Origin of the sequence: Micromonospora sp. NPDC047548, assembly GCF_040642975.1 — a bacterium.
Taxonomy (GTDB): Bacteria; Actinomycetota; Actinomycetes; order Mycobacteriales; family Micromonosporaceae; genus Micromonospora.
In genome coordinates, this window is sequence record NZ_JBEYTI010000009.1 from 42,910 (window position 1) to 63,477 (window position 20,568).

Genomic DNA, 20,568 nt, shown 5'->3' on the forward strand with positions numbered 1-20,568 from the left:
GGGAGGTGAGGGCGATGAGAGAAGACGAGATCCTGGTCGGCTACGACGGTTCCGCCGACGCCACCCTGGCGCTGGACTGGGCGTTGGACGAGGCGCAGCGCAGCGGCCGGCCGGTCCGCCTGGCGTACGTCTTCGAGTGGCTGACCGTGACCGGCTGGATCGGCCCCGGAGTGGCCCCGGGGATCTGGCCCGACGAGGCCGCCCGACGGCAGGTCGAGGACATGGTCCACAAGGCGGCCACCGACGCCGCCGCCGCGCGGCCGGGCACGACCGTGCACGGGGAGGTGTACGACGGGCCGCCCGCCCTGGTGTTGCAGGAGCGGTCCACCGACGCCGGGCTGCTGGTGCTGGGCAGCCGCGGGCACGGCGGTTTCGGCGGCCTGCTCGCCGGCTCGACCGCCGTCGCGGTGACCGCCCACGCGCACTGCCCGGTGGTGGTGGTCCGCGCCGGGCAGGCCGGCGCGGCGGGCCCGGTGGTGGTCGGCGTCGACGGTTCCGAGTCCTCCCGGGTGGCGCTCGGCTTCGCGGTCGAGACCGCGGCGCAGCGGGAGGCGCCGCTGCGGATCGTCCGGGTCTTCGAGCCGCCCGGCCAGCGGTGGCGGCCCTCGGACTACGACGAGCGGGCCACCGTCGCCGAGGAACGGGCGGCCGTGGAGGAGGCCCTCGCCCAGTGGCGGGCCACCTTCCCCGACGTCGGAGTCGACGTCGAGGTGACGCCCGGCAACCCGGCCGCCACCCTGGTCGAGGCCAGCCGGGGCGCCCAGCTCATGGTGGTGGGCAGCCGGGGCCTGGGCGGGCTGCGCGGGATGGTGCTCGGCTCGGTCAGCCAGCAGCTGCTCCAGCACGCGTACTGCCCGGTCGTGGTGGCCCGGGAACGCTGACGGCGGCGCCGCCCGGCACCGGCGGGTGCCCGCCCCCGCTCCGCCCCCGGTGCCGGGCGACCGGCTGCTCCGGCACGCACTCCCGCGGCTCCGCCCCCACCTGCGGGTCGTCCCAGCGAAGCCGCCCACCCACGACAGGATCCGGAGGAAACGGGCGGGGCGACCCGTCCGACGCCGCGCGGCCTGCGTACTCTGCGACGGGTCCGGGCACCATGCAGGATGGAGCCGCAACCCGCCCCGCGACCGTCGGGGTGGGGCACGATGGGGAGAGACGGAAAGGTCGTGACGATGAGCCACGAGACGCCGGCACAGGACCGCCCGCTGACCACCGCGCTCGCGGAGGCCGCCGCGACCGCCGGCCACGCCCCCTCGGTGCACAACACGCAACCGTGGCGCTGGCGGGTCCTGCCCGACGCCCTGGAACTGCGGACCGCTCCCGACCGCCAGCTGGCCGCCACCGACCCGGAGGGGCGGCTGGTGGCGATCAGCTGCGGCGCGGCGCTGCACCACGCCCGGCTCGCGCTGGCCGCCGAGGGCTGGACGGCGGTGGTGGAGCGGCTGCCCGACCCGGCGCAGCCGGACCTGCTGGCCCGCCTGACCGGGCTGAGCCGGTCGGGGATGGACCCGGACGCCATGCGCATGGTGCAGTGCATGCAGGTGCGGCACACCGACCGGCGACCGGTCACCGACGAGCCGATCCCCGACGCCGCGCTCAACGACATCGACCGGGCGGCCACCCGCGAGGGCGTCAACCTCCAGATCCTCGACAACACCCAGAAGGTCCAGCTCGCCGGCGCCGCCCAGCATGCCGCAGCGGTCGAGGCAGACAGCACGGAGCTACGCGAGGAGCTGGCGTACTGGACCAGCCGGGCCGGAACCGGCACCGGGCTGCCGCCGGAGGTGCTGCCCGAGGAGGCCCCGCAGACCACCGTCCCGGGCCGCGACTTCGGCCGCCCGGGCAGCTTGCCGGTCGGCCCCGGGCACGACCGGGCGGCCGTCTACGCGATCCTCTGGGGCACCGAGGACGAGCCGGACAGCTGGCTACGCGCCGGTGAGGCGCTCTCCGCCGCCTGGCTCACCGCGACCCGGCTCGGGGTGTCCCTGGTGCCGCTCAGCGGCGTGGTGGAGGTCGACGGCACCCGGCAGACGCTCCGGCACATGCTCTCCGACCTGGGCTTCCCGTACCTCTCGATGCGGCTGGGGCTCGCGGACCCGGCGCACGCGGGGCCGCCGCACACCCCGCGGCTGCCCACCGAGCAGGTGGTCGACACCTCCGCGGTCCGCGACCAGCGCTCCTGACGCCCTGGTGCCCGGCGGTCACGCAGGCGATAGCATCGCCTGCGTGGCCGCCAGCAAACCGAACCCCCGCAACGAGCCCCTCGCCCCCTCGCTCGGCCTGAGCCCGCTGTCCCGGGTACACCTCGACGAGCTGCTCCAGGAGATGCTCGACCGGGTCGGCGAGGTGGTCACCAGCCGGGAGCGGCTGCGTGCCCTGCTGGACGCCGTGGTCGGCATCGGCTCGGACCTCGACCTGCGCAGCACCCTGCAACGGATCGTGCAGTCCGCCTGCGACCTGGTCGGCGCCCGCTACGGCGCGCTCGGCGTGATCGGGCCGGACCGGATGCTGCACGACTTCATCATCCACGGCATCGACGCCGAGGTGCACGCCAAGATCGGAGACCTGCCGCACGGGCGGGGCGTGCTCGGCCTGCTCATCGACGAACCGCGCCCGCTCCGGATGCCCGACATCACCCGCCACCCGAAGTCGTACGGCTTTCCGCCGCACCACCCGCCGATGCACAGCTTCCTCGGCGTGCCGGTCCGCATCCGCGACCAGGTCTTCGGCAACCTCTACCTGGCCGAGAAACAGGGCGCCCCGGAGTTCACCGAGGACGACGAGGAGATCGTGGTCGCGCTCGCCGCCGCGGCCGGCGTGGCGATCGAGAACGCCCGCCTCTACGCGCTGGCCCACCGGCGGGAGCGCTGGCTCGCCGCCACCGCCGAGATCACCTCGGTGCTGCTCGGCGAGGTCCGGCGCACCGACGCGCTGACCCTGGTGGCCCGGCGGGCCCGGGAGGTCGCCGAGGCGGAGCTGGCCCTGGTGCTGCTCTACGACTCCGACGCCGGCCAGTTCACCGTCGAGGTGGTCGACTCCGCCGACGGCGCCGACCAGGCGCTGGTCGGCGCGGTGCTGCCGGCCGCGGAAACCAGCTTCGCCGGCCCGGTCACCGAGCACCGGCACGAGCTGGTGGACAACCTCGCCGAGGCCGCCCCCTGGCCGGTGCCGGTGATCGCCGGCCCCGCGGTGGTCTCCCCGCTCGCCGCGGCGGACACCCTGCACGGCGTGCTCGTGATCGCCCAGCAGCCGGACGCCGGCCGGGCCGCCGACGAGGACGTGAAGCTGCTGGGCAGCTTCGCCGGGCAGGCCGCGCTGGCCATGGAACGGGCCCGCGGCCAGGAGGAACGGGAGCTGCTGGTGGTCCTGGAGGACCGCGAGCGGATCGCCCGCGACCTGCACGACGTGGTGATCCAGCGGCTCTTCGCCACCGGACTGCAACTGCAGAGCGCCGCCCCGATGAACACCCGGCCCGAGGTCGCCAAGCGGATCAACGCGGCCGTCGACGACCTCGACGCCACCATCCGGGACATCCGGCGGACCATCTTCGAGCTGCGTACCCCGATGAGCGCGGCCCTGCGCACCGAGATCCGGGAGGCGATCGACCTGGCCGCCGAGTCGCTCGGCTTCCGCCCCACCGCGGAGCTGGCCGGGCCGATCGACAGCGCCGTGCCGGAATCGGTCCGCCCCGACCTCACGGCCGTGCTCCGCGAGGCGCTGTCCAACGCCGTCCGGCACGCCGAGGCCACCCGGGTCGCCGTCGCCGTCCGGGTCGACGCCCGGCGGCTCGCCGTCACCGTCACCGACAACGGCGTCGGCTGCGACCCGGCCGCCGCCCGCGGCGGGCTGGTCAACCTGCGCGAACGCGCCGAGCGGCACGGCGGCGAGTTCCAGGTACGCCGGGCGCAACCGCACGGCACCGAGCTGTTCTGGTGCGTCCCGCTGCAGGACTGACCGGCCGGGTCCGGCGGTCCGCCGCCCCGGGAAACCCCGCGCGGCGGGCGCTCAGTGCCGCTGGCCGAGCAGACGGGTGGCGAGCACCGCCGCCTGGGTCCGCCGCTCCAGACCGAGCTTGGCCAGCACGCTGGAGACGTAGTTCTTCACGGTCTTCTCGGCCAGGAACATCTTGCCGGCGATCTCCCGGTTGGTCAGCCCCTCGGCCACGTACTCCAGGATCCGGCGCTCCTGCTCGGTGAGCGTCTTGAGCTCGCGGGGCTGCTCGACGCCGCTGCGGATGCGCTCCAGCACCCGGGTGGTGATCGCCGGGTCGAGCAGCGACTGGCCGGCCGCCACCCGGCGCACCGCGTCCACCAGGTCGGTGCCGCGGATCTGCTTGAGCACGTAACCGGCCGCCCCCGCCATGATCGCGGCGAAGAGCGCCTCGTCGTCCTCGTACGAGGTGAGGATCAGACCCTTGATCGAGGAGTCCACGGCCCGGATGTCCCGGCACACGTCGATGCCGTTGCCGTCGGGCAGCCGGGCGTCGAGGATCGCCACGTCCGGCCGGAGGGCCGGGATGCGCCGGGCGGCCTCCTGCGCGGAGCCGGACTCGCCGACCACTTCGATGTCGCCGCTGCTCTGCAGCAGGTCGGCAAGGCCACGACGGACGACCTCATGGTCGTCGAGGAGGAACACCCGGATCATCCGTCATTTCTACCCGCCCCGGCCGCCTCCCGCACGGGCCGAAGGTCCCTACCGTGCCGCGTCACGGCGGGAAGTGGGGCCCGGGCGGACGGGACATCCGGCCCTGCCCGACCCACCGGCCGGTGACGCACCGTGTAGATGAACCAACGGGGGGCGGCCCGACCTGCCACGGAAGGAGCATCACCATGGAAACCGGCTTCACCGTCGCGCAGCTACGAGCAGCCGCCGCGGACGCCGTCCGCGCGCCTTCCCTGCACAACACCCAACCATGGCGATTCCGGCTGCGCGACGGCGGGATCGAGCTGTCGGTCGACCCGGCGCGGCGGCTGCCCGCCACCGACCCGAGCGGCTGGGGCACCCGGATCTCCTGCGGGGCCGCCCTGTTCAACCTGCGGCTCGCCCTCGCCGTCGCGGGCACCCCGGCCACGGTGCGGCTGCGGCCGTACCCGACCGAACCGGACGTGGTGGCCCGGCTGGTCCCGGACGCGCCCCGACCCCCCACCCCCACCGAACGGAGCCTGTACGCGGCGATCCCGCGCCGGTTCAGCAACCGCGCGCCGTTCTGGCCGGACCCGGTGCCGGCCGACGCCCGGTGGCGCCTCGGCGAGGCGGCCCGCGCCGAGCAGTGCTGGCTGGAGCTGGTCATCGGCACCAGCGCCGTCAACGCCTTCGCCGAGGTCGCCCGCAGCGCCCATCGGGTGCTGGAACGCGACCCCGGCTACCGGGAGGAGCGGGCGGAGTGGATCCGCCGCGAGCCCGCGCCCGACGGGGTGCCGGCCGCCGCCGGCGGCCCGCAGAGCGAACCGCAGGACCTGCTGCCGATGCGGGGCTTCGGCGGCCGCAACCGGGCCCCCGGCCGGGACTTCGAGCCGGAGCCGCTGGTCGCGATCCTCGGCTCCCCCGGCAACACGGCCACCGACCAGATCCTGGCCGGGCAGGCCCTGCAACGGGTGCTGCTCACCGCGACCGACGCCGGGTTGGGCGTCTCCCTGCTGTCCCAGCCGATCGAGGTGTCGGGGGCGCGCGAGGCGCTACGGCTGTCGCTGGGCCGGTTCGGCACGCCGCAGATGGTGATGCGGGTCGGCTACGGCCAGCCTGGGGTGGCCACCCCCCGGCGCGGCGTGGACGAGGTGCTCGACCTGACCGTCGTGTCGGCCTGAGCGGTGGCCGGCGTCAGGCCGGACGGGGACTGCCGAGCAGGGCCACCTCCCGCTCCGGGTCCAGCCCCACCGCCGAGCGCGCCGGCCGCCCGGCCCGCGCCGGCACGGACCCCACCTGTCGCAGCCACCGCCAGGTGTCGGCGACCGTCTCGGCCACCGGCCGGCAGGTCAGCCCCGACGCGTACGCCTTCTCCACGCCCCGCTCCTGCAACCAGCGGTACTCGTGGCCGAGCGGCACCCAGATCGGCAGGTCGTTCCAGGGCACCACCTCGGCCGCCAGAATCTGCTCCGGATCCGTCCACCGCAGCCGGGCGTCCGACCCGGTCGCCGCCACGGTCGCCGCCAGCAACTCCCCCATGGTCGCGTGCCCGCTACGGCTGATCACGTTGAACGCCCCGCCGACGCGCTCCGCGCCCCGGTCCAGCGTCCAGGCCGCCAGGTCCCGCACGTCCACGTACTGGATCGGCAGGTCCTGCGGGCCGGGCGCCAGCACGTCCCCGCCCCGGGCGATGCGGTCCAGCCACCAGGGCAGCCGACCGATGTCCTCCCCGGGCCCGAGAATCAGCCCGGCCCGGACGAGCAACGCGCCGTCCCCGAACACCTCCACCGCGGCCCGCTCCCCGCCCGCCTTGTTCTGCGCGTAGTCGCCGTCACCGGCGTCGGACGCGGCGGCCACCACGGGCGCCTCCTCGCCGACCTCGGCCGGCACCGGCGGGGCGTAGACCGAGCCGCTGGAGACGTAGGCGTAGTGCGGCACCGAACCGACCAACGCCCGGGCCGCGTCCCGCACCGCCTGCGGCGCGCCGTCCCAGGTGTCCACCACCAGGTCCCACTCGCCGCCGGCCAGCGCGGCCAGGCCGTCCGGCGCCGTCCGGTCACCCCGCAGCCGGTGTACGCCCTCGGGCACGGCGCCGTGCACCCCCCGGTTGAACACCGTCACCGACCAGCCTCTCCGTACCGCCTCGGCCACGGTCGCGCCGCCCACGAAGCCCGTACCACCCAACATCAGCAGTCTCATGCGTCCCAGCCTGTCCCGTCCCGGCCGCCGGCGGACCCCCCGTTCACCGGTAGCGGATCTGCCCTCGGCAGAACCCGCCGCCCGCCCCTTCACCGTCGACCGTGGCCCACCACCGGATTGTCGGGCTCGGTGGCCGGCTGGGAGGTATGTCCGGTAGCGCGGGGCGGACTCGCCGCGACGCGGTATGTCCAGCGCGCGGGGGCGCTGGGCGTCCGGTTTGAGGCGAGCCGTGCCCGGTGTCCCGTGACCGGCGGCACCCGGGCGGCGGAATGGTGGCCGGCCGGGGGTGGTTACATCACCTGGACGATCGCAGCAGCAACCCCCGCTGGCCTGACCTGATGGTGTGGCCGGCTCGGGGTGTGGGCCCCCGGGAATGGTGGTGGGCCGCCGGTCGTTACACATGGTCCCGGCGCCGCGAGCCCCCGCTCGTGAAGCCTGCCGGACAGAAGCTTTCCTCTTCTTGTTTTGTTGAGCGCCTTGTCGTGGTGCTTGCCCGCGTGCTCGACCCCCCGGGTTGTGGCCGTGGTGCCAATCCCCCCTCGAAGGAGCTACCTCCCATGAACACGATCATGCGTAAGAGCGTTCTTGGTATTGCTGGTCTGGCTTTCGCCGGTGGCGTGTTCGCCGGTCCGGCCACCGGCGCCCATGCCGCCCCGGCGGCTGACATGAAGTCGGTTGCGGTGGTGCAGGCGGACAAGCCGGCCGTGGACAACGCCAAGCTGATCCCGCACGGTGTGCAGGGCGCGCAGTCCCGGATCGACTTGAACGGCGAGCAGACCGACAATGCCAAGGCGATCATCGCCGCGACGAAGAAGTCGGGTCTGGACGAGCGGGCCGCCGTGATCTCGATCGCCACGAGCCTGCAGGAGTCGAAGCTGGAGAACCTGGGTCACCTGGGTGACCGCAACGACCACGACTCGCTGGGCCTGTTCCAGCAGCGTCCGTCCAGCGGGTGGGGCACGGTCGAGCAGATCACCGACCCCGAGTACTCGACGATGGCGTTCGAGAAGGGCCTGAAGCAGGTTGACGGCTGGAAGGACATGCCGCTGACCGAGGCCGCGCAGACCGTGCAGGTGTCGGCCTACCCGGACGCCTACGCCCAGTGGGAGCAGCAGGCCGCCGACCTCGTCGCCCAGCACTGGAACAGCTGACCCACCGCACCACACGCTGGCCGGCACCCCCGAACGAGGGGTGCCGGCCAGCGGCATATCCGAGACATCACGGCGGCTGCCCACGGCGGGGGTATGGCCCGCGAGGACGACAGAAGCCCCGGCTCTCACAAGCCGGGGCTTCGCGTGTCGTGGCAGATGCCTGGTGGGCGATACTGGGTTTGAACCAGTGACCTCTTCCGTGTCAAGGAAGCGCGCTCCCACTGCGCCAATCGCCCATGGTCGAGAGCGGACGACGGGATTCGAACCCGCGACCCTCACCTTGGCAAGGTGATGCGCTACCAGCTGCGCTACGTCCGCGTGCCGCCCGGTTTCCCCGGCGACGGGATGAACTCTACCCGACGGCAAGATCGCCTGTTCCGTCGCCCCACCCGGCCCGTCCGTGACGGGTGGTTGTGCTGGCCACCGACGGGGTACTGAGTCACCTCGACAGCACACCGCATCCCCTGAAGGAGGCTGTCGTGGGTATCGGAACGAGTATCTTCCTGCTCGCCGCCGGCGCGATCCTGACCTTCGCCCTGGACGCGAGCATCGGCGGCGTCGACCTCGACGTCGTCGGTTGGATCCTGATGGCAGCTGGCGTGCTCGGTCTCGTCATGACCGCGCTGGTCTGGGGTCGCCGCCGCGAGGTGGTCACCACCACCGAGCCGGTGGAGTACCGGCGGGTCGAGGAGCGCCGGGACGTCGCCCCGCCGCTGTAGAGCGCACCACTCCCCGAGCCGACGGAGCTGATCGGTCGCGGGCGCGTACGACGGGGGCGCTGATCACCCACGGCTGGCGGGCGCCCTCGTCCGTGTCCGGAGCATCGGCGACCGGCCGGTGGCGACACAGACAAAGGCTGGTCACCGGATTTCCGGTGACCAGCCTTTGTCGTCCTGGTGGGCGATACTGGGTTTGAACCAGTGACCTCTTCCGTGTCAAGGAAGCGCGCTCCCACTGCGCCAATCGCCCGTGCTCATACCGAGGTGGGGACGGGATTTGAACCCGCGTACACGGCTTTGCAGGCCGTTGCCTCGCCTCTCGGCCACCCCACCGAGGTTGCCCCCGTCATGCGTGGCGGCAGCTCCGAGCGGACGACGGGATTCGAACCCGCGACCCTCACCTTGGCAAGGTGATGCGCTACCAGCTGCGCTACGTCCGCTTGTCTCCGGCGTTACCGGTGACGGATGAGAACTTTAGCCGAGCCTTGGAACAGTTGCCAAATCGGGGGTGTTCTCGACGCGTCCCGCGTCGGGTTCGGGGAGAGACGGCGGGCACCCTTCCCAGAGCTTCCTAGGAGACTGGGTGGGGTGGTCGGCGGGTTCGGGAAAGTCGCTGACGCCCAGGTCAGGCCCTACACGACGCGCCGGAGAAGAGCTGTCCGGATTCCGACTGTGGCGCGCTCGACCGGCCGCTCCGGTAACGCGCTGTGCTCACATCGATGGGCTACGGTAACCGCGTGACGAGACGTGCCGCCGCTGTCCGCCTGGATTCCCTGCTGCGCACAGCGTGCCACGTGATCGTCGAGCGCGGGCTCGCCAACACCCGGACGGCCGACGTGGCGCAGGCCGCCGGGGTCAGCCAGGCACTCGTCTTCTACCACTTCGCCACCAAGGAACGGCTGCTGGCACAGGCCTTCGCGTACGCGGTGGAGCAGGATCTGGCCCGACTCGACGGGGTGATCCGCTCCTCCGCACCGCCGCTGACCAAGCTGCGCAGGATCCTGCGCCTCTACACCCCCGCCGGCCGGTCGATCTCCTGGTCCATCTGGATCGACGGCTGGGCCGAGTCGCTGCGCACCCCGGAGCTGGAAAAGGTCTCCCGCCGGCTCGACCTGCGGTGGCGGCAGGACCTCGCCTCGGTGATCGCCGACGGGGTGGCCGACGGCACCTTCGTCTGCGCCGACCCGGCGGGCGCCGCCTGGCGGATCAGCGCGGTGATGGACGGGCTGGCCGTCCAGCTCGCGGTGCACGAGCGGGTGATCTCGCGGCGGCAGTTCGCCGAGTGGATCCGGCTGATCGCCGCCCGGGAGCTGGGGCTCGACCCGGCCCAGCTCGACTGACGAGGCCACCGCCGTGGGCGGGGCCGCAGCAACCCCGGCCGCGCCCGCTGCCCGTCGACCGGACGACCGGGCAAAACCGCCCGGAGCCACCGGGGCAACCGCGACAATCGGCGACATGGACCTGCTGGAGACATACCGACGGAGCCTGGCCGAGTTCGTCGACCGGGTGGAGCAGGTCACGCCCGGGCAGTGGTCGGATCCGACGCCCTGCGCCGACTGGGACGTCCACACGCTGGTCAACCACGTGGTCACCGAGGACCGGTGGACCGTACCGCTGCTCGCCGGCCGGACGATCGAGGAGATCGGCGACCGGTTCGACGGTGACCAGCTCGGCGACGACCCGATCGGGACGGCCCGGCAGGTGGCGTCCCAGGCCGAGGTGGCGGCCAGCCACCCGGGCGCGCTCGACGCCACGGTGCACCTCTCGGCCGGGGAGACGCCGGCAGGCGAGTACCTGCACCAGCTCGTCGCCGAGCACCTCGTACACGGATGGGACCTGGCGGTGGCGATCGGCGCGGACCCGCGCCTGGACGCCGACGCGGTCGCCGCCTGCGCCCGGTGGTTCGCCGGGCGGGCCGCCGACTACCGCAGCGGCGAGCTGGTCCGGCCCGGGGTCGACGTGCCGGCCGACGCCGACGCGCAGGACCGGCTGATCGCCGTCTTCGGCCGCGACCCGGACTGGACGCCGCCGGCCTGACCCGGGCGGCCGAAGGCAGGGGCCGGGGACACCCGGAAGCGCCGGTGAGCAGGACGACGACCCGGCCACCAGCACCGACTGCGCAACCGCCAGTCCGGCACGCGACCAGGTCCGGATCCCCGAGTTCCAGGTGTTCTCGAAGTGAACCCGCCGGGGTCGGGCGGTGCCGCCGCCCGACCCCGGCGGCCCCCGATCAGCGGCGGGTTTTCACGCCGCGTGGTGAACCGGTCACACCCGACCCGCGACACGCCCGGGACCGCCCCGGGAGACAATGCCCGGGTGTCCGACCTCTCCGCGGCCTTCGTCCGGCTGCACGCCCGCCTCGCCCCGGTGGCCTTCGTCCCCGAGGTGCGGCTGCACCAGGCCGACGAGCCGATCGGGCTCTGGGAGCTGACCGAGGGCGAGTTCCGCAGCTCCCAGCCGCCACCGTTCTGGGCCTTCGCCTGGGCCGGCGGTCAGGGGCTGGCCCGCTACGTCACCGACCATCCGGAGCTGGTCGCCGGCCGGCGGGTGCTCGACCTGGCCTCCGGCTCCGGCCTGGTCGCCATCGCCGCCGCCCGGGCCGGCGCCGCCGCCGTCCGCGCGGTCGAGGTCGACGAGCGGGCGGTGGCCGCCGTCGCGCTCAACGCCGAGGCCAACGGGGTACGCGTCGACGCGGAGTTCGGCGACATCCTCGACGGTGACGCCGGAGGCGCCGAGGTGGTGCTCGCCGGGGACGTCTTCTACAGCGAGGCGATGGCCCGGCGGATGCTGCGCTTCCTGCTGCGGGCCGCCCGCTCCGGCGCCCGGGTGCTGGTCGGCGATCCGGGGCGGGCCTTCCTGCCCCGCGAGCGGTTCCGGGAGCTGGCCGCGTACAACGTGCCGGTGCCGGAGGCGCTGGAAAGCGTCCAGGTGAAGCGCACCACCGTCTGGGAGCTGGACCCCGCCCCTCCGGGAGCCGCCCGCTAGCGTGTCGGCGTGCTGTTCCGCGGCTGGGGGGAGAGCGTCGACGGGCGGTGGCCGGACGTGGCCACCGTCGCCGACCACGTCGGGGTCGACCACCTGGTGGTCACCCGGCACGCGCTGGTCCGGCAGGTCCTCGCCGACCCGGCGACCTGGCGGCCGGACAACGCCCTGGACGCCGTGACCCCGCTCCCGGTGGCCGCGTTGCGGATGCTCGCCGGGCACCGGTTCCGGCTGCCGGCGACGCTGGCCAACAACTCCGCCCCCAGCCATCCGGCGATCCGGGCGCTCGTCGCCCAGGCGCTGCACCCGACCCGGGTGGCCGCCCAGCAGCCCTGGCTGGCCGGGCTGGTCCGGGGACGGGTGACCCGGCTGGCCGCCGCGCTCGACGGGGGCGAGCCGGTCGACCTGTACGCCGAACTCGCCGCCGACCTGCCGCTGCTGGTGCTGGCCCGGCTCGTCGAGCTGCCGGACGCCCCGGTCGGCGCGGTGAAGGACTTCGCCCGGGCCGCGCTGGAGCTGTTCTGGGCGCCGCTGGACGCCGACCGTCAGCTCGCCCTCGCCGCCGAGGTGGGCCGGTTCCACACCGTGCTGCGCGACTTCGCCGCCACCGGGGGCGGCCTGGCGGCCGCGCTGCGGGCGGGCGGGCACTCCCCCGACGTGGTGGTCGGCGCGCTGTTCTTCCTGCTGGTGGCCGGCCAGGAGACCACCTCGCAGTTCCTCACCCTGCTGCTGCACCGGCTCGCCGCCGAGCCCGAGGTACGCGCCGGGCTGCGCGCCGGCACGGTCGCGGTCGCCGACGTGGTCGAGGAGGGGCTGCGGCTGGAGCCGCCGATCGTGACCTGGCGGCGGGTGGCCGCCGTGGACACCACGCTGGGCGGGACGGCGGTGGCGGCGGGCACCAGCGTGGTGCTCTGGCTGGCCCGCGCCGGACGCGACCCGGAGGTGGTGGCCGTGCCGGACGGGTTCCGGCCCGGGCAGCGCGGGTCGCGCCGGCACCTGGCCTTCGGGGCGGGGGCGCACCGCTGCGTTGGCGCGCAACTGGCCCGGATGGAGGCGGCGGTGGTGGTGGCCGAGGCGGCCCCGCTGCTCGACGGCGTGACCGTGGTACGCCCGCCGTGGTGCCCGGACAACCTCACCTTCCGGATGCCGGACGCCTTCGTGGTGCGCCGCCCGACAGGGGACCGTCCCCGGCCATGACCCTCCGATCACCCGCCGCCGGCGGTAACCGTCCGCTGGCAGATACCGGGCTACCTGGGGGTGCCGTCGGGCGCCGAGTTACCCGGCCCTGGGCCGCCAGCGTCGGACCTGACGAAGGTGGGGGTGGGCCACCGCCGATCGACAGCAGCGGCGAACGACCGTGGGTTCCTACCGTCAACGCATGATCACATTACGTGGGTTGACGAAGCGGTTCGGGGCGGTGAAGGCCGTCGACAACCTGACCGTCGACATCGCCTCCGGGCGGGTCACCGGGTTCCTCGGGCCCAACGGGGCCGGCAAGTCCACCACCATGCGGATGGTGCTCGGGCTGGACCGGCCCACCGCCGGCCGGGCACTGGTCGGCGGGCGCGCGTACCGGGAGCTGCGTCATCCGCTACGCGAGGTGGGCGCGCTCCTCGACGCCCGGGAGATCCACCCCTCCCGGTCGGGCCGGGCCCACCTGCTGGCGATGGCCCGCAGCAACGGCATCCCGGTCCGGCGGGTGGACGAGGTCCTCATCCTCGCCGGCCTGGACGACCGGGCCGCCGCCAAGCCGGGGCGGACCCTCTCGCTCGGCATGGCGCAGCGCCTCGGGGTCGCCGGGGCGCTGCTCGGCGACCCGCCGGTGCTGATGTTCGACGAGCCGGTGAACGGCCTCGACCCGGACGGGGTGCGCTGGATCCGGCAGCTCACCGCGACCCTCGCCGCCGAGGGACGGACGGTGCTGCTGTCCAGCCACCTGATGAGCGAGATGGAGCAGACCGCCGCCCACCTGGTGGTGATCGGCAAGGGCCGGCTGATCGCGGACGCGCCCATCGCGGAGATCCTCGCGGCCGACACCACCGCCTCCGTGCGAGTCCGCGGGCCACGCCCCGAGTCGCTGGTCACGCTGGCCGGGCGGTTGACCGCCGAGGGGTACGGCGTGGCACCCGACGGCACGCACGGCCTGACCGTCACCGGGACCACCGCCGCCCGGATCGGCGACCTGGCGTACGAGCTGGGCGTGCCGCTGCACGAGCTGACCCCGGTGGCCGCGACCCTGGAGCAGGCGTTCATGCGGCTGACCGGCGACGCGGTCGAGTACGTGGGAGGCGGGGTTCGGTGAGCGCGCTCTCCCCCACTCGCCCGACCACCCGGGGCGGTGGCTTCGCCGGGGCGGTGGCCGCCGAGTGGACGCGACTCTGGTCGGTGCGGGCCACCTGGTGGACCCTGCTGGCCGGGGTGCTGCTGATGGCGGCCACGGCCGCGCAGCTGGCCATCTACGCGTCCAACGACAACACCAACGACGACCCGACCGACGACCGGGGCGTGGTCACCGTCGGCAGCGTCCTGATCGGCGCCATGGAGCTCACCCAGTACGCGGTGCTGGCGATCGGCCTGCTCGCCATCACCGGCGAATACGCCACCGGCACCATCCGGACCACCCTGCGATGCACCCCGTCGCGCGGCCGGGTGCTGGCGGCCAAGGCGGTGGTGGCCGGCGGGGTGACGTTCGGCTTCGGGCTGCTGCTCGGCCTGGTCGGCATCCTCGCGGCCAGTCCGCTGCTCGGCGAGTGGGGCAGCGTCCCACTGGCCGGGACGCTCGGCGACGTGCTGGCGACGGCGACCTACCTGGCGCTGGTAGGGGTGCTGGCCCTCGGTCTCGGGGCGGCGCTGCGCAGCGCGGTGCTGACGCTCACCGTGCTCTTCGCCGTCCTGATGATCGTGCCGCTGTCGTTGCAGGAGCCGGACATCACCCCGCTGACCCGGATCTCCGACGCCTTCCCGGGGGTGGCCGGCGGGCACTTCATGGCCGGGGACACCGACCCGTACCCGCCGGTGGCCGGGCTGGTGCTGCTGGCCGGCTGGGCCGTCGCGGCGCTGGCGGTCGGCCGGTCCACGCTGCGCCGCCGCGACGCCTGAGCGACCGCACCGCACCGCCCGAGGCGGGGCCGGCCGGTCAGCCGGCCAGCCCCGCCTCGTACGCGATGATCGCCGCCTGCACCCGGTTGCGGACGTCGAGGCGGGTGAAGATGCTGGTCAGGTAGCCCTTCACGGTCCCCTCGGTGAGGAAGAGCCGGCGGGCGATCTCGGCGTTGGAGAGTCCCGCCCCGACCAGGCCGAGCACCTCGCGTTCCCGGTCGGTCAGCCCGGCGGTCCGGTCCCGGGCGGCCGGCACCCGGGCCATCCGGTCGCCGTTGAGCTCGATCACCCGGCGGGCCACCCGCGGCGACAGGTACGCCCCGCCCTCGGCGACCGCGCGCACGCCGGTGATCAACTCCCGGGGGTCACCCGCCTTGAGCAGGAAACCACTGGCGCCATGGCCGAGCGCCCGGGCCACGTGCTCGTCCTCGCCGAACGTGGTGAGCATGACGGTGGCCGTCGCCGGCACCAGCCGGCGGATCTGCGCGGCGGCGGCGAGGCCGTCCAGCTTCGGCATCCGGATGTCCAGCAACGCGACCCGGGGCCGGTGCGCCCGGGTCAGCTCCACCGCCGCCCGGCCGTCGCCCGCCTCGGCGACCACCTCGATGCCGGGATCGGCGGCGAGGATGGCCCGCACCCCGGCCCGGACCATCGCCTCGTCGTCGGCGAGCAGCACGGTGACCGGTACGCCGTCACTGGTCACGTCGTCGTCCGTTCCTTGCTGGTCAGGCGGCCGTCGAGAAAACAGAGCCGCCAGGTGGGCTGGGCGAGGGGGAAGTTGCCGTCGGTGTAGTACTCGCAGGTGGCCCCACCGGCCGGGGCGGGCTGGTCGGGGGGTGGCTCGACCTGACGGCGGGGCAACCCGGCCAGCTCGGAGCGGGGCGTGCCGATCCGCATCCGCTCGACCGCGGGGCCGTCGAGCACCGCCCCCGTGGTGACGACGGGGTAGTAGGCCAGCGACAGCAGCAGCGCGACGGCGGGTGGCGCGGCGAGCGCCGCGAGCAGGCTGCGCCGCACCCCGCGCCGGGCGTCCTGCAACCGCTGCCGCGCCACACCCGGGACGTCGGACGGCCCGCCCTCCCACCGGCGGGCCGCACGCCCCGACCCACCACGGTCCGTCGCACCCACCGCCGCCGCGACACCCGTCGCCGCGACACCCGCCGACGATGCGCCCGACGGTGGCGACGGCAGCCGGGCCGGCCCGGCCGGCGACGTCGCGTCCGCCGGGGCCAGCGGCAGCCGGGCCGACACGGCGAAGCCCCCGTCGCCGGTCGGGCCGGCGTCGAGGGTGCCGCCGGCGAGGCGTACCCGTTCGCGGAGCGCGACCAGGCCGGAGCCGTGCGACGGCGGACCGGGCAGCGGACCGGCCGGTGGCGCCGCGTTGACCACCCGCACCTCGACCCGGTCGGCGACGCCGGTGATGGTGACGGTGACCGGTGCGCCGGGGGCGTACCGGGCGGCGTTGGTCAGCGCCTCGCGGACCACCCGGTGCGCGGCGTGCGCGGTCGGCTCCGGCAGGTCCGCGGCCTCCGGCGCGCGGCGCAGGCACACCGCCATGCCCGCCTCGCGCGCGCCGTCGACCAGGTCGGCGACGCTCTCCCCGGCGGGGCGGGTGCTGGCCGGGGCGTCCGCCTCCCGCAGCACCCCGATGATCCGGTGCAGCCGTTCGGTGGCCGCCGCGACGCTGGCCCGCAGCTCGCCGGCCGCCGATCGGTGCCGCGGGTCGAGGTCGCCGGCGACCTCCAGGGCGGCGGCGCGCAGCGCGATCAGGCTCAGCTCGTGGCCGAGCGAGTCGTGCATCTCCTGGGCGATCCGGGCCCGTTCCCGCAGCCGGATCCGCTCAGCGGCGCCCCGCTGCTCGCGTTCCACCGCCTCGGCGTGCTCCCAGCCGGCCAGCACCAGCGCCTGCTGCTGCCGCCGGTAGCGGCCCACCAGCCAGGGGAACACCCCGGCGCCCAGCAGCACGCAGCTGAGCAGGAACCAGGTCGCCATGCCGGTGTCCAGGAGCACCAGGTGCAGCACCGTCCCGCCGGTCGCCACCACGGCGAAGAGCACCCCGGCGGGGGCCGCCCGTTCCCCGCGCCGCCCAGCCAGGTAGCTGAACGCCAGCAGGGCGAAGACGAAGTTGCCGTCCGCCACCGAGCCGAGCAGCACCAGCACCACGGCCACCGCGGGCAGCCGCCGGCCCACCGCCACCGCCGCAGCCAGCAGGAGCACCGAGCCGACCAGCAGCGGTACGACGTACCGCTCGTACGGCGGGGTCAGCCGGGCGTACACCACCGGGGCGGCGAGCACCGCCCAGAGCGCCACGTCGCCGGCCACCCGCCGGTCCACCCGGCGCCAGATTCCGCGTTCGCGCACGCCGGCCAGGATACCGACGCCCGGCCGGCCCGAGCACCGACGAAGGTCAGGTGGTCAGCTGATGTCCTCGGCCCAGGCGCGCCAGTCGTCGAGCACGCCGTACAGGGCGGGGGTGAGCCAGCCGGGAGCGGAGCGGCGGAACACGCCCGGGTCCATCGCCCCGGCGCCCGCCGGCAGCGCGCCGAGCAGGTCCGGCACCAGGTCGGTCAGGTTGGCCCAGTGCACCAGCTCCGGCTCGGCGGGCCAGGCGCCGATCACCACGCCGGCCGGGATCGCCCGCCGTTCCAACGCCTCCAGGGTCAGCGCGGTGTGGTTGAGCGTGCCGAGGCCGGCCCGGGCCACCACCACGGCGGGGGCGCCGAGGGAGACCGCGAGGTCGGCGACGGTCCACGGCTCCCCGGAGGGGCGCAACCCCATCGGTACGAGCAGCCCGCCGGCCCCCTCGACCAGCACCAGGTCGTGCTTGTCGGCCTCCTCGCGGATGGCGTCGACGGCGGTGTAGAGCTCCAGCGGCTCCAGCTCGGCGACCCGGGCCGCGGCGAGCGGGGCGAGCGGGTCCGGGTAGCTGGCCAGGGTCCGCCCGGTCAGCGGGGCGGCCAGCCGGGTCACCGAGTCGACGTCGCCGGGCTCACCGGTGGCCGTACCCGTCTGGCCGGGCTTGACCACCGCGACCCGCATGCCGGCGGCCTGCGCGGCCGCCGCGACGGCCGCGGTCACCACCGTCTTGCCCACCTCGGTGTCGGTGCCGGTGACCAGCACCGCACCCTTCCACGGTGCCGTCGCGCTCACGGGGCACACTCCACAATGATCTCCAGGGCCCGTTCGAAGTCCACCCGCGGCACCCCGGCGGAGATGGTGAGCCGCAGCCGGGATCGGCTGTCCGGGGTGGAGGGCGGTCGGAAGCAGCCGACCGCGACGCCGCGGTCGCGGCAGTCGGCGGCCCAGGCGGTGGCGGCCTCCGGCCCGGGGGCGGTCACCGACACCACGGCCGCGTCGGGCGCGGAGACGGCCAGCCCCGCGGCGGTCAGCCGGCGCACCGCCGACGCGGCCCGGTCGGCCAGCTCCGCCCGCAGGTCGTCGCCGGCCCGGGCCAGGCCGACGGCGGCGTGCACGCCGGCGACGACCGCCGGGGGCGGCGCGGTGTCGAAGATGAAGGTACGGCCGGTCTCGACCAGGTGCCGGACGAACTCGGCCGGGCCGGCGACCATGCCGCCCGCGCCGCCGAGCGCCTTGGACAGGGTGGCGGTGACCACCACGTCCGGCTCGCCGGCCAGCCCCGCTGCGGCGACCGCGCCGGCGCCGGCCGGCCCGGTGACGCCGAGGGCATGCGCGTCATCGACCAGCAGCAGCGCGCCGTGCCGGCGGGCGACCGCGTGCAGCGCGGCCAGCGGGGCGAGGTCCCCGTCGACGGAGAAGACCGACTCGGTCACCACGACGGCCGGGCGGCCGGGGGCGGTGGCGAGTGCCGCGGCCACCGCGTCGACGTCGGCGTGCGGGGTCACCACCGTCTCCGCGCCGGAGATCCGGCAGCCGTCGATCAGCGAGGCGTGGTTGTGCGCGTCGGAGACGAGCAGCGTACGGGGCTGGACGAGACCCCGGACGGCCGCCAGGTTGGCCAGGTAGCCGGAGGAGAAGACCAGCGCCCGGTCGATGCCGAGCCAGCCGGCGAGGGTGTCCTCCAGCGCGTGGTGGGCGTCGGTGGAGCCGCGCACCAGCCGCGACCCGGTGGCCCCCAGCCCGTACGCGGCCAGGGCCCGCGCGGCGGCGGCGGTGACCTCGGGGTGGGTGGCCAGGCCGAGGTAGTCGTTGCCGGCCAGGTCGACCACGGCGTCACCGGCGGGACGGGGGTGCAGCGTACGGGTGAGCCCGGCCCTGGCCCGCAGCTCGGCGCGGCGGTCGAGCGCCGCCAGCCAGTCCGCCACCCGTCACTCCCCACGCCGTCGACCGCATCCGCCGGGCGAAGTTACCACCCGCCCGCCGGGGCCCGGTGGATCCACTCGGTTCGCCTTGACCTCAACCTCGGTTCAGCTCCCAGGGTTGACGGATGAGCCCGACGAAGCGATCTTGGCGCCGCTGGCGCGCTCTCGCCCTGCTGCTGGCCGCCGCCGACCCGGGCCTCCCGGCACCCGCGCGGGCGCTGTTGGCCGGCGAGCTGACCGACACCGGACATCCGGAGCCCGGCGAAGCGGCCGTCTCTCGGCGCCGGGCGGCCTTGTAGGGTACGAGCCATGCCAGACATCCTCGACCAGGCCCGTACCCAGGTGCTGGGCAACGGCGTCGGCCTCGACGAGGCCGGTGTCCTCGCCGTGCTGAATCTGCCCGACGAGCACCTGCCCGCCGTCCTCCAGCTCGCCCACGAGGTGCGGATGCGTTGGTGCGGCCCGGAGGTCGAGGTCGAGGGCATCGTGTCGCTGAAGACCGGCGGCTGCCCGGAAGACTGCCACTTCTGCTCCCAGTCCGGCTTGTTCACCTCCCCGGTCCGGTCGGTCTGGCTGGACATCCCCTCGCTGGTCGAGGCGGCGAAGCAGACCGCGGCGACCGGGGCGACGGAGTTCTGCATCGTGGCCGCCGTGCGCGGCCCGGACGCCCGGCTGATGAAGCAGATGCGCGAGGGTGTCGCCGCCATCAAGGCGGAGGTCGACATCCAGGTCGCCGCGTCGCTGGGCATGCTCAGCCAGGAGCAGGTCGACGAGCTGGTCGACATGGGCGTACACCGCTACAACCACAACCTGGAGACCTGCCGCTCCCACTTCCCGAACGTGGTCACCACGCACTCCTGGGAGGAGCGCTGGGAGACGCTGCGGATGGTCCGCGAATCCGGCATGGAGGTCTGCTCCGGCGGCATCCTGGGCCTGGGCGAGACGGTGGAGCAGCGGGCCGAGTTCGCCGCGCAGCTCGCCGAGCTGGACCCGCACGAGGTGCCGCTGAACTTCCTCAACCCCCGCCCGGGCACCCCGCTGGGCGACCAGCCGGTGGTGGAGGGCAAGGACGCGCTGCGCGCCATCGCCGCGTTCCGGCTGGCCATGCCGCGCACCATCCTGCGGTACGCGGGCGGCCGCGAGATCACCCTCGGCGACCTGGGCACCCGGGACGGCCTGCTCGGCGGCATCAACGCGGTGATCGTCGGCAACTACCTGACCACCCTGGGCCGGCCGGCCACCGACGATCTGAAGATGCTCGACGACCTGAAGATGCCCGTCAAGGCGCTCTCCGCCACCCTGTGAGGCCGACGGTGAGCGACGTTGTGGAGCCAGCGGTGACCTGGTGCGACCGCTGCGGGGAGCCGGCCGGGGCGGGCCCGCACCCGGCGTGCGCCGCGGCCCGGGCACTGGAGCCACCGCGCTACTGCGCGCGGTGCCGCCGCCGCATGAAGGTGCAGGTGCTGCCGGTCGGCTGGTCGGCCACCTGCGTCGAACACGGCGAGATCCGGGGCTGAC

General features: G+C 74.8%; 21 protein-coding genes and 5 tRNA genes. 15 read left to right on the forward strand and 11 right to left on the reverse strand.

Annotated features, from left to right (window positions below):
- The first annotated feature begins 14 nt into the window (after window positions 1–14).
- From ABZ807_RS12245 to ABZ807_RS12255, 3 genes are all read left to right on the forward strand, one after another.
- A complete protein-coding gene (locus tag ABZ807_RS12245) occupies window positions 15–881 on the forward strand; it encodes a universal stress protein (protein ID WP_357155687.1) in 867 nt (288 codons plus the stop codon).
- A gap of 288 nt (window positions 882–1,169) precedes the next feature.
- Window positions 1,170–2,180: a nitroreductase gene (locus tag ABZ807_RS12250; protein ID WP_357155690.1), complete on the forward strand. Its 1,011-nt coding sequence runs from the start codon at window positions 1,170–1,172 to the stop codon at window positions 2,178–2,180.
- A 97-nt stretch (window positions 2,181–2,277) separates the two neighbouring features.
- Window positions 2,278–3,951, forward strand: coding sequence for a GAF domain-containing sensor histidine kinase (locus tag ABZ807_RS12255; RefSeq protein WP_357156113.1), 1,674 nt, complete (start codon window positions 2,278–2,280; stop codon window positions 3,949–3,951).
- Between the two features lie 51 nt (window positions 3,952–4,002).
- On the opposite strand, the gene ABZ807_RS12260 is transcribed toward ABZ807_RS12255, so the two are convergent.
- On the reverse strand, window positions 4,003–4,641 hold the full coding sequence (locus tag ABZ807_RS12260) for a response regulator transcription factor (protein ID WP_357104812.1): 639 nt from the start codon (window positions 4,639–4,641) through the stop codon (window positions 4,003–4,005).
- 185 nt (window positions 4,642–4,826) lie between these two features.
- Between ABZ807_RS12260 and ABZ807_RS12265 the strand changes: the two genes are divergently transcribed.
- On the forward strand, window positions 4,827–5,801 hold the full coding sequence (locus ABZ807_RS12265; protein WP_357155693.1) for a nitroreductase: 975 nt from the start codon (window positions 4,827–4,829) through the stop codon (window positions 5,799–5,801).
- Between the two features lie 13 nt (window positions 5,802–5,814).
- On the opposite strand, the gene ABZ807_RS12270 is transcribed toward ABZ807_RS12265, so the two are convergent.
- The gene (locus ABZ807_RS12270) at window positions 5,815–6,819 is read right to left on the reverse strand and encodes an NAD-dependent epimerase/dehydratase family protein (protein ID WP_357155696.1); all 1,005 of its coding nucleotides are present in this window, start codon (window positions 6,817–6,819) and stop codon (window positions 5,815–5,817) included.
- A 557-nt stretch (window positions 6,820–7,376) separates the two neighbouring features.
- Here ABZ807_RS12270 and ABZ807_RS12275 point away from each other — a divergent pair.
- Complete coding sequence (locus tag ABZ807_RS12275) at window positions 7,377–7,970, forward strand: hypothetical protein (RefSeq protein ID WP_357155698.1); 594 nt, start codon at window positions 7,377–7,379, stop codon at window positions 7,968–7,970.
- A gap of 161 nt (window positions 7,971–8,131) precedes the next feature.
- On the opposite strand, the gene ABZ807_RS12280 is transcribed toward ABZ807_RS12275, so the two are convergent.
- Together ABZ807_RS12280 and ABZ807_RS12285 are read right to left on the reverse strand one after the other, a co-directional pair.
- A tRNA-Val gene (locus ABZ807_RS12280) sits at window positions 8,132–8,206 on the reverse strand.
- A 9-nt stretch (window positions 8,207–8,215) separates the two neighbouring features.
- Window positions 8,216–8,288: transfer RNA gene (locus tag ABZ807_RS12285), tRNA-Gly, on the reverse strand.
- Window positions 8,289–8,449: 161 nt separating this feature from the next.
- On the opposite strand from ABZ807_RS12285, the gene ABZ807_RS12290 reads away from it, so the two are divergent.
- Complete coding sequence (locus ABZ807_RS12290; RefSeq protein ID WP_357155701.1) at window positions 8,450–8,689, forward strand: DUF6458 family protein; 240 nt, start codon at window positions 8,450–8,452, stop codon at window positions 8,687–8,689.
- Between the two features lie 175 nt (window positions 8,690–8,864).
- On the opposite strand, the gene ABZ807_RS12295 is transcribed toward ABZ807_RS12290, so the two are convergent.
- From ABZ807_RS12295 to ABZ807_RS12305, 3 genes are all read right to left on the reverse strand, one after another.
- A tRNA-Val gene (locus ABZ807_RS12295) sits at window positions 8,865–8,939 on the reverse strand.
- A 12-nt stretch (window positions 8,940–8,951) separates the two neighbouring features.
- Window positions 8,952–9,022: transfer RNA gene (locus tag ABZ807_RS12300), tRNA-Cys, on the reverse strand.
- 34 nt (window positions 9,023–9,056) lie between these two features.
- A tRNA-Gly gene (locus ABZ807_RS12305) sits at window positions 9,057–9,129 on the reverse strand.
- Window positions 9,130–9,426: 297 nt separating this feature from the next.
- On the opposite strand from ABZ807_RS12305, the gene ABZ807_RS12310 reads away from it, so the two are divergent.
- The 6 genes from ABZ807_RS12310 to ABZ807_RS12335 all read left to right on the forward strand — a co-directional run bounded on the left by ABZ807_RS12310 (window position 9,427) and on the right by ABZ807_RS12335 (window position 14,770).
- A complete protein-coding gene (locus tag ABZ807_RS12310; protein WP_357155703.1) occupies window positions 9,427–10,029 on the forward strand; it encodes a TetR/AcrR family transcriptional regulator in 603 nt (200 codons plus the stop codon).
- 115 nt (window positions 10,030–10,144) lie between these two features.
- Window positions 10,145–10,726: a TIGR03086 family metal-binding protein gene (locus ABZ807_RS12315; protein WP_357155706.1), complete on the forward strand. Its 582-nt coding sequence runs from the start codon at window positions 10,145–10,147 to the stop codon at window positions 10,724–10,726.
- A gap of 279 nt (window positions 10,727–11,005) precedes the next feature.
- Entirely contained in the window at window positions 11,006–11,674 is a 669-nt protein-coding gene (locus ABZ807_RS12320; RefSeq protein WP_357155709.1) for a 50S ribosomal protein L11 methyltransferase, read from the forward strand.
- Window positions 11,675–11,683: 9 nt separating this feature from the next.
- Complete coding sequence (locus tag ABZ807_RS12325; RefSeq protein WP_357155712.1) at window positions 11,684–12,868, forward strand: cytochrome P450; 1,185 nt, start codon at window positions 11,684–11,686, stop codon at window positions 12,866–12,868.
- Between the two features lie 181 nt (window positions 12,869–13,049).
- Window positions 13,050–13,973 carry an ATP-binding cassette domain-containing protein gene (locus tag ABZ807_RS12330; RefSeq protein WP_357155715.1) on the forward strand — a complete coding sequence of 308 codons (924 nt, stop codon included), beginning with the start codon at window positions 13,050–13,052 and terminating at the stop codon, window positions 13,971–13,973.
- Complete coding sequence (locus ABZ807_RS12335) at window positions 13,970–14,770, forward strand: ABC transporter permease subunit (RefSeq protein ID WP_357155718.1); 801 nt, start codon at window positions 13,970–13,972, stop codon at window positions 14,768–14,770. Before ABZ807_RS12330 ends, ABZ807_RS12335 begins: the two co-directional genes overlap by 4 nt.
- A gap of 37 nt (window positions 14,771–14,807) precedes the next feature.
- On the opposite strand, the gene ABZ807_RS12340 is transcribed toward ABZ807_RS12335, so the two are convergent.
- Genes ABZ807_RS12340 through ABZ807_RS12355 form a run of 4 tightly spaced genes read right to left on the reverse strand, consistent with a single transcriptional unit; the run spans window position 14,808 to window position 19,053 of the window.
- Window positions 14,808–15,473 (reverse strand): response regulator transcription factor, encoded by a 666-nt coding sequence (locus ABZ807_RS12340; protein WP_357155721.1) that lies wholly within the window; start codon window positions 15,471–15,473, stop codon window positions 14,808–14,810.
- Complete coding sequence (locus tag ABZ807_RS12345) at window positions 15,470–17,131, reverse strand: histidine kinase (protein WP_357155723.1); 1,662 nt, start codon at window positions 17,129–17,131, stop codon at window positions 15,470–15,472. Before ABZ807_RS12345 ends, ABZ807_RS12340 begins: the two co-directional genes overlap by 4 nt.
- A gap of 54 nt (window positions 17,132–17,185) precedes the next feature.
- Window positions 17,186–17,929, reverse strand: a complete 744-nt coding sequence (gene bioD / locus ABZ807_RS12350; protein ID WP_357155726.1) for a dethiobiotin synthase — start codon at window positions 17,927–17,929, stop codon at window positions 17,186–17,188.
- Entirely contained in the window at window positions 17,917–19,053 is a 1,137-nt protein-coding gene (locus ABZ807_RS12355; protein ID WP_357155728.1) for an 8-amino-7-oxononanoate synthase, read from the reverse strand. The genes bioD and ABZ807_RS12355 overlap by 13 nt, the downstream gene beginning before the upstream one ends.
- Before the next feature lie 122 nt (window positions 19,054–19,175).
- Between ABZ807_RS12355 and ABZ807_RS12360 the strand changes: the two genes are divergently transcribed.
- The 3 genes from ABZ807_RS12360 to ABZ807_RS12370 are packed head-to-tail and all read left to right on the forward strand — an operon-like array spanning window position 19,176 to window position 20,567.
- Complete coding sequence (locus ABZ807_RS12360; protein ID WP_357155731.1) at window positions 19,176–19,349, forward strand: hypothetical protein; 174 nt, start codon at window positions 19,176–19,178, stop codon at window positions 19,347–19,349.
- Window positions 19,350–19,359: 10 nt separating this feature from the next.
- Window positions 19,360–20,355, forward strand: coding sequence for a biotin synthase BioB (gene bioB, locus ABZ807_RS12365; protein WP_357155734.1), 996 nt, complete (start codon window positions 19,360–19,362; stop codon window positions 20,353–20,355).
- Entirely contained in the window at window positions 20,352–20,567 is a 216-nt protein-coding gene (locus ABZ807_RS12370; protein ID WP_357155737.1) for a hypothetical protein, read from the forward strand. The genes bioB and ABZ807_RS12370 overlap by 4 nt, the downstream gene beginning before the upstream one ends.
- Window position 20,568: the final 1 nt, after the last annotated feature.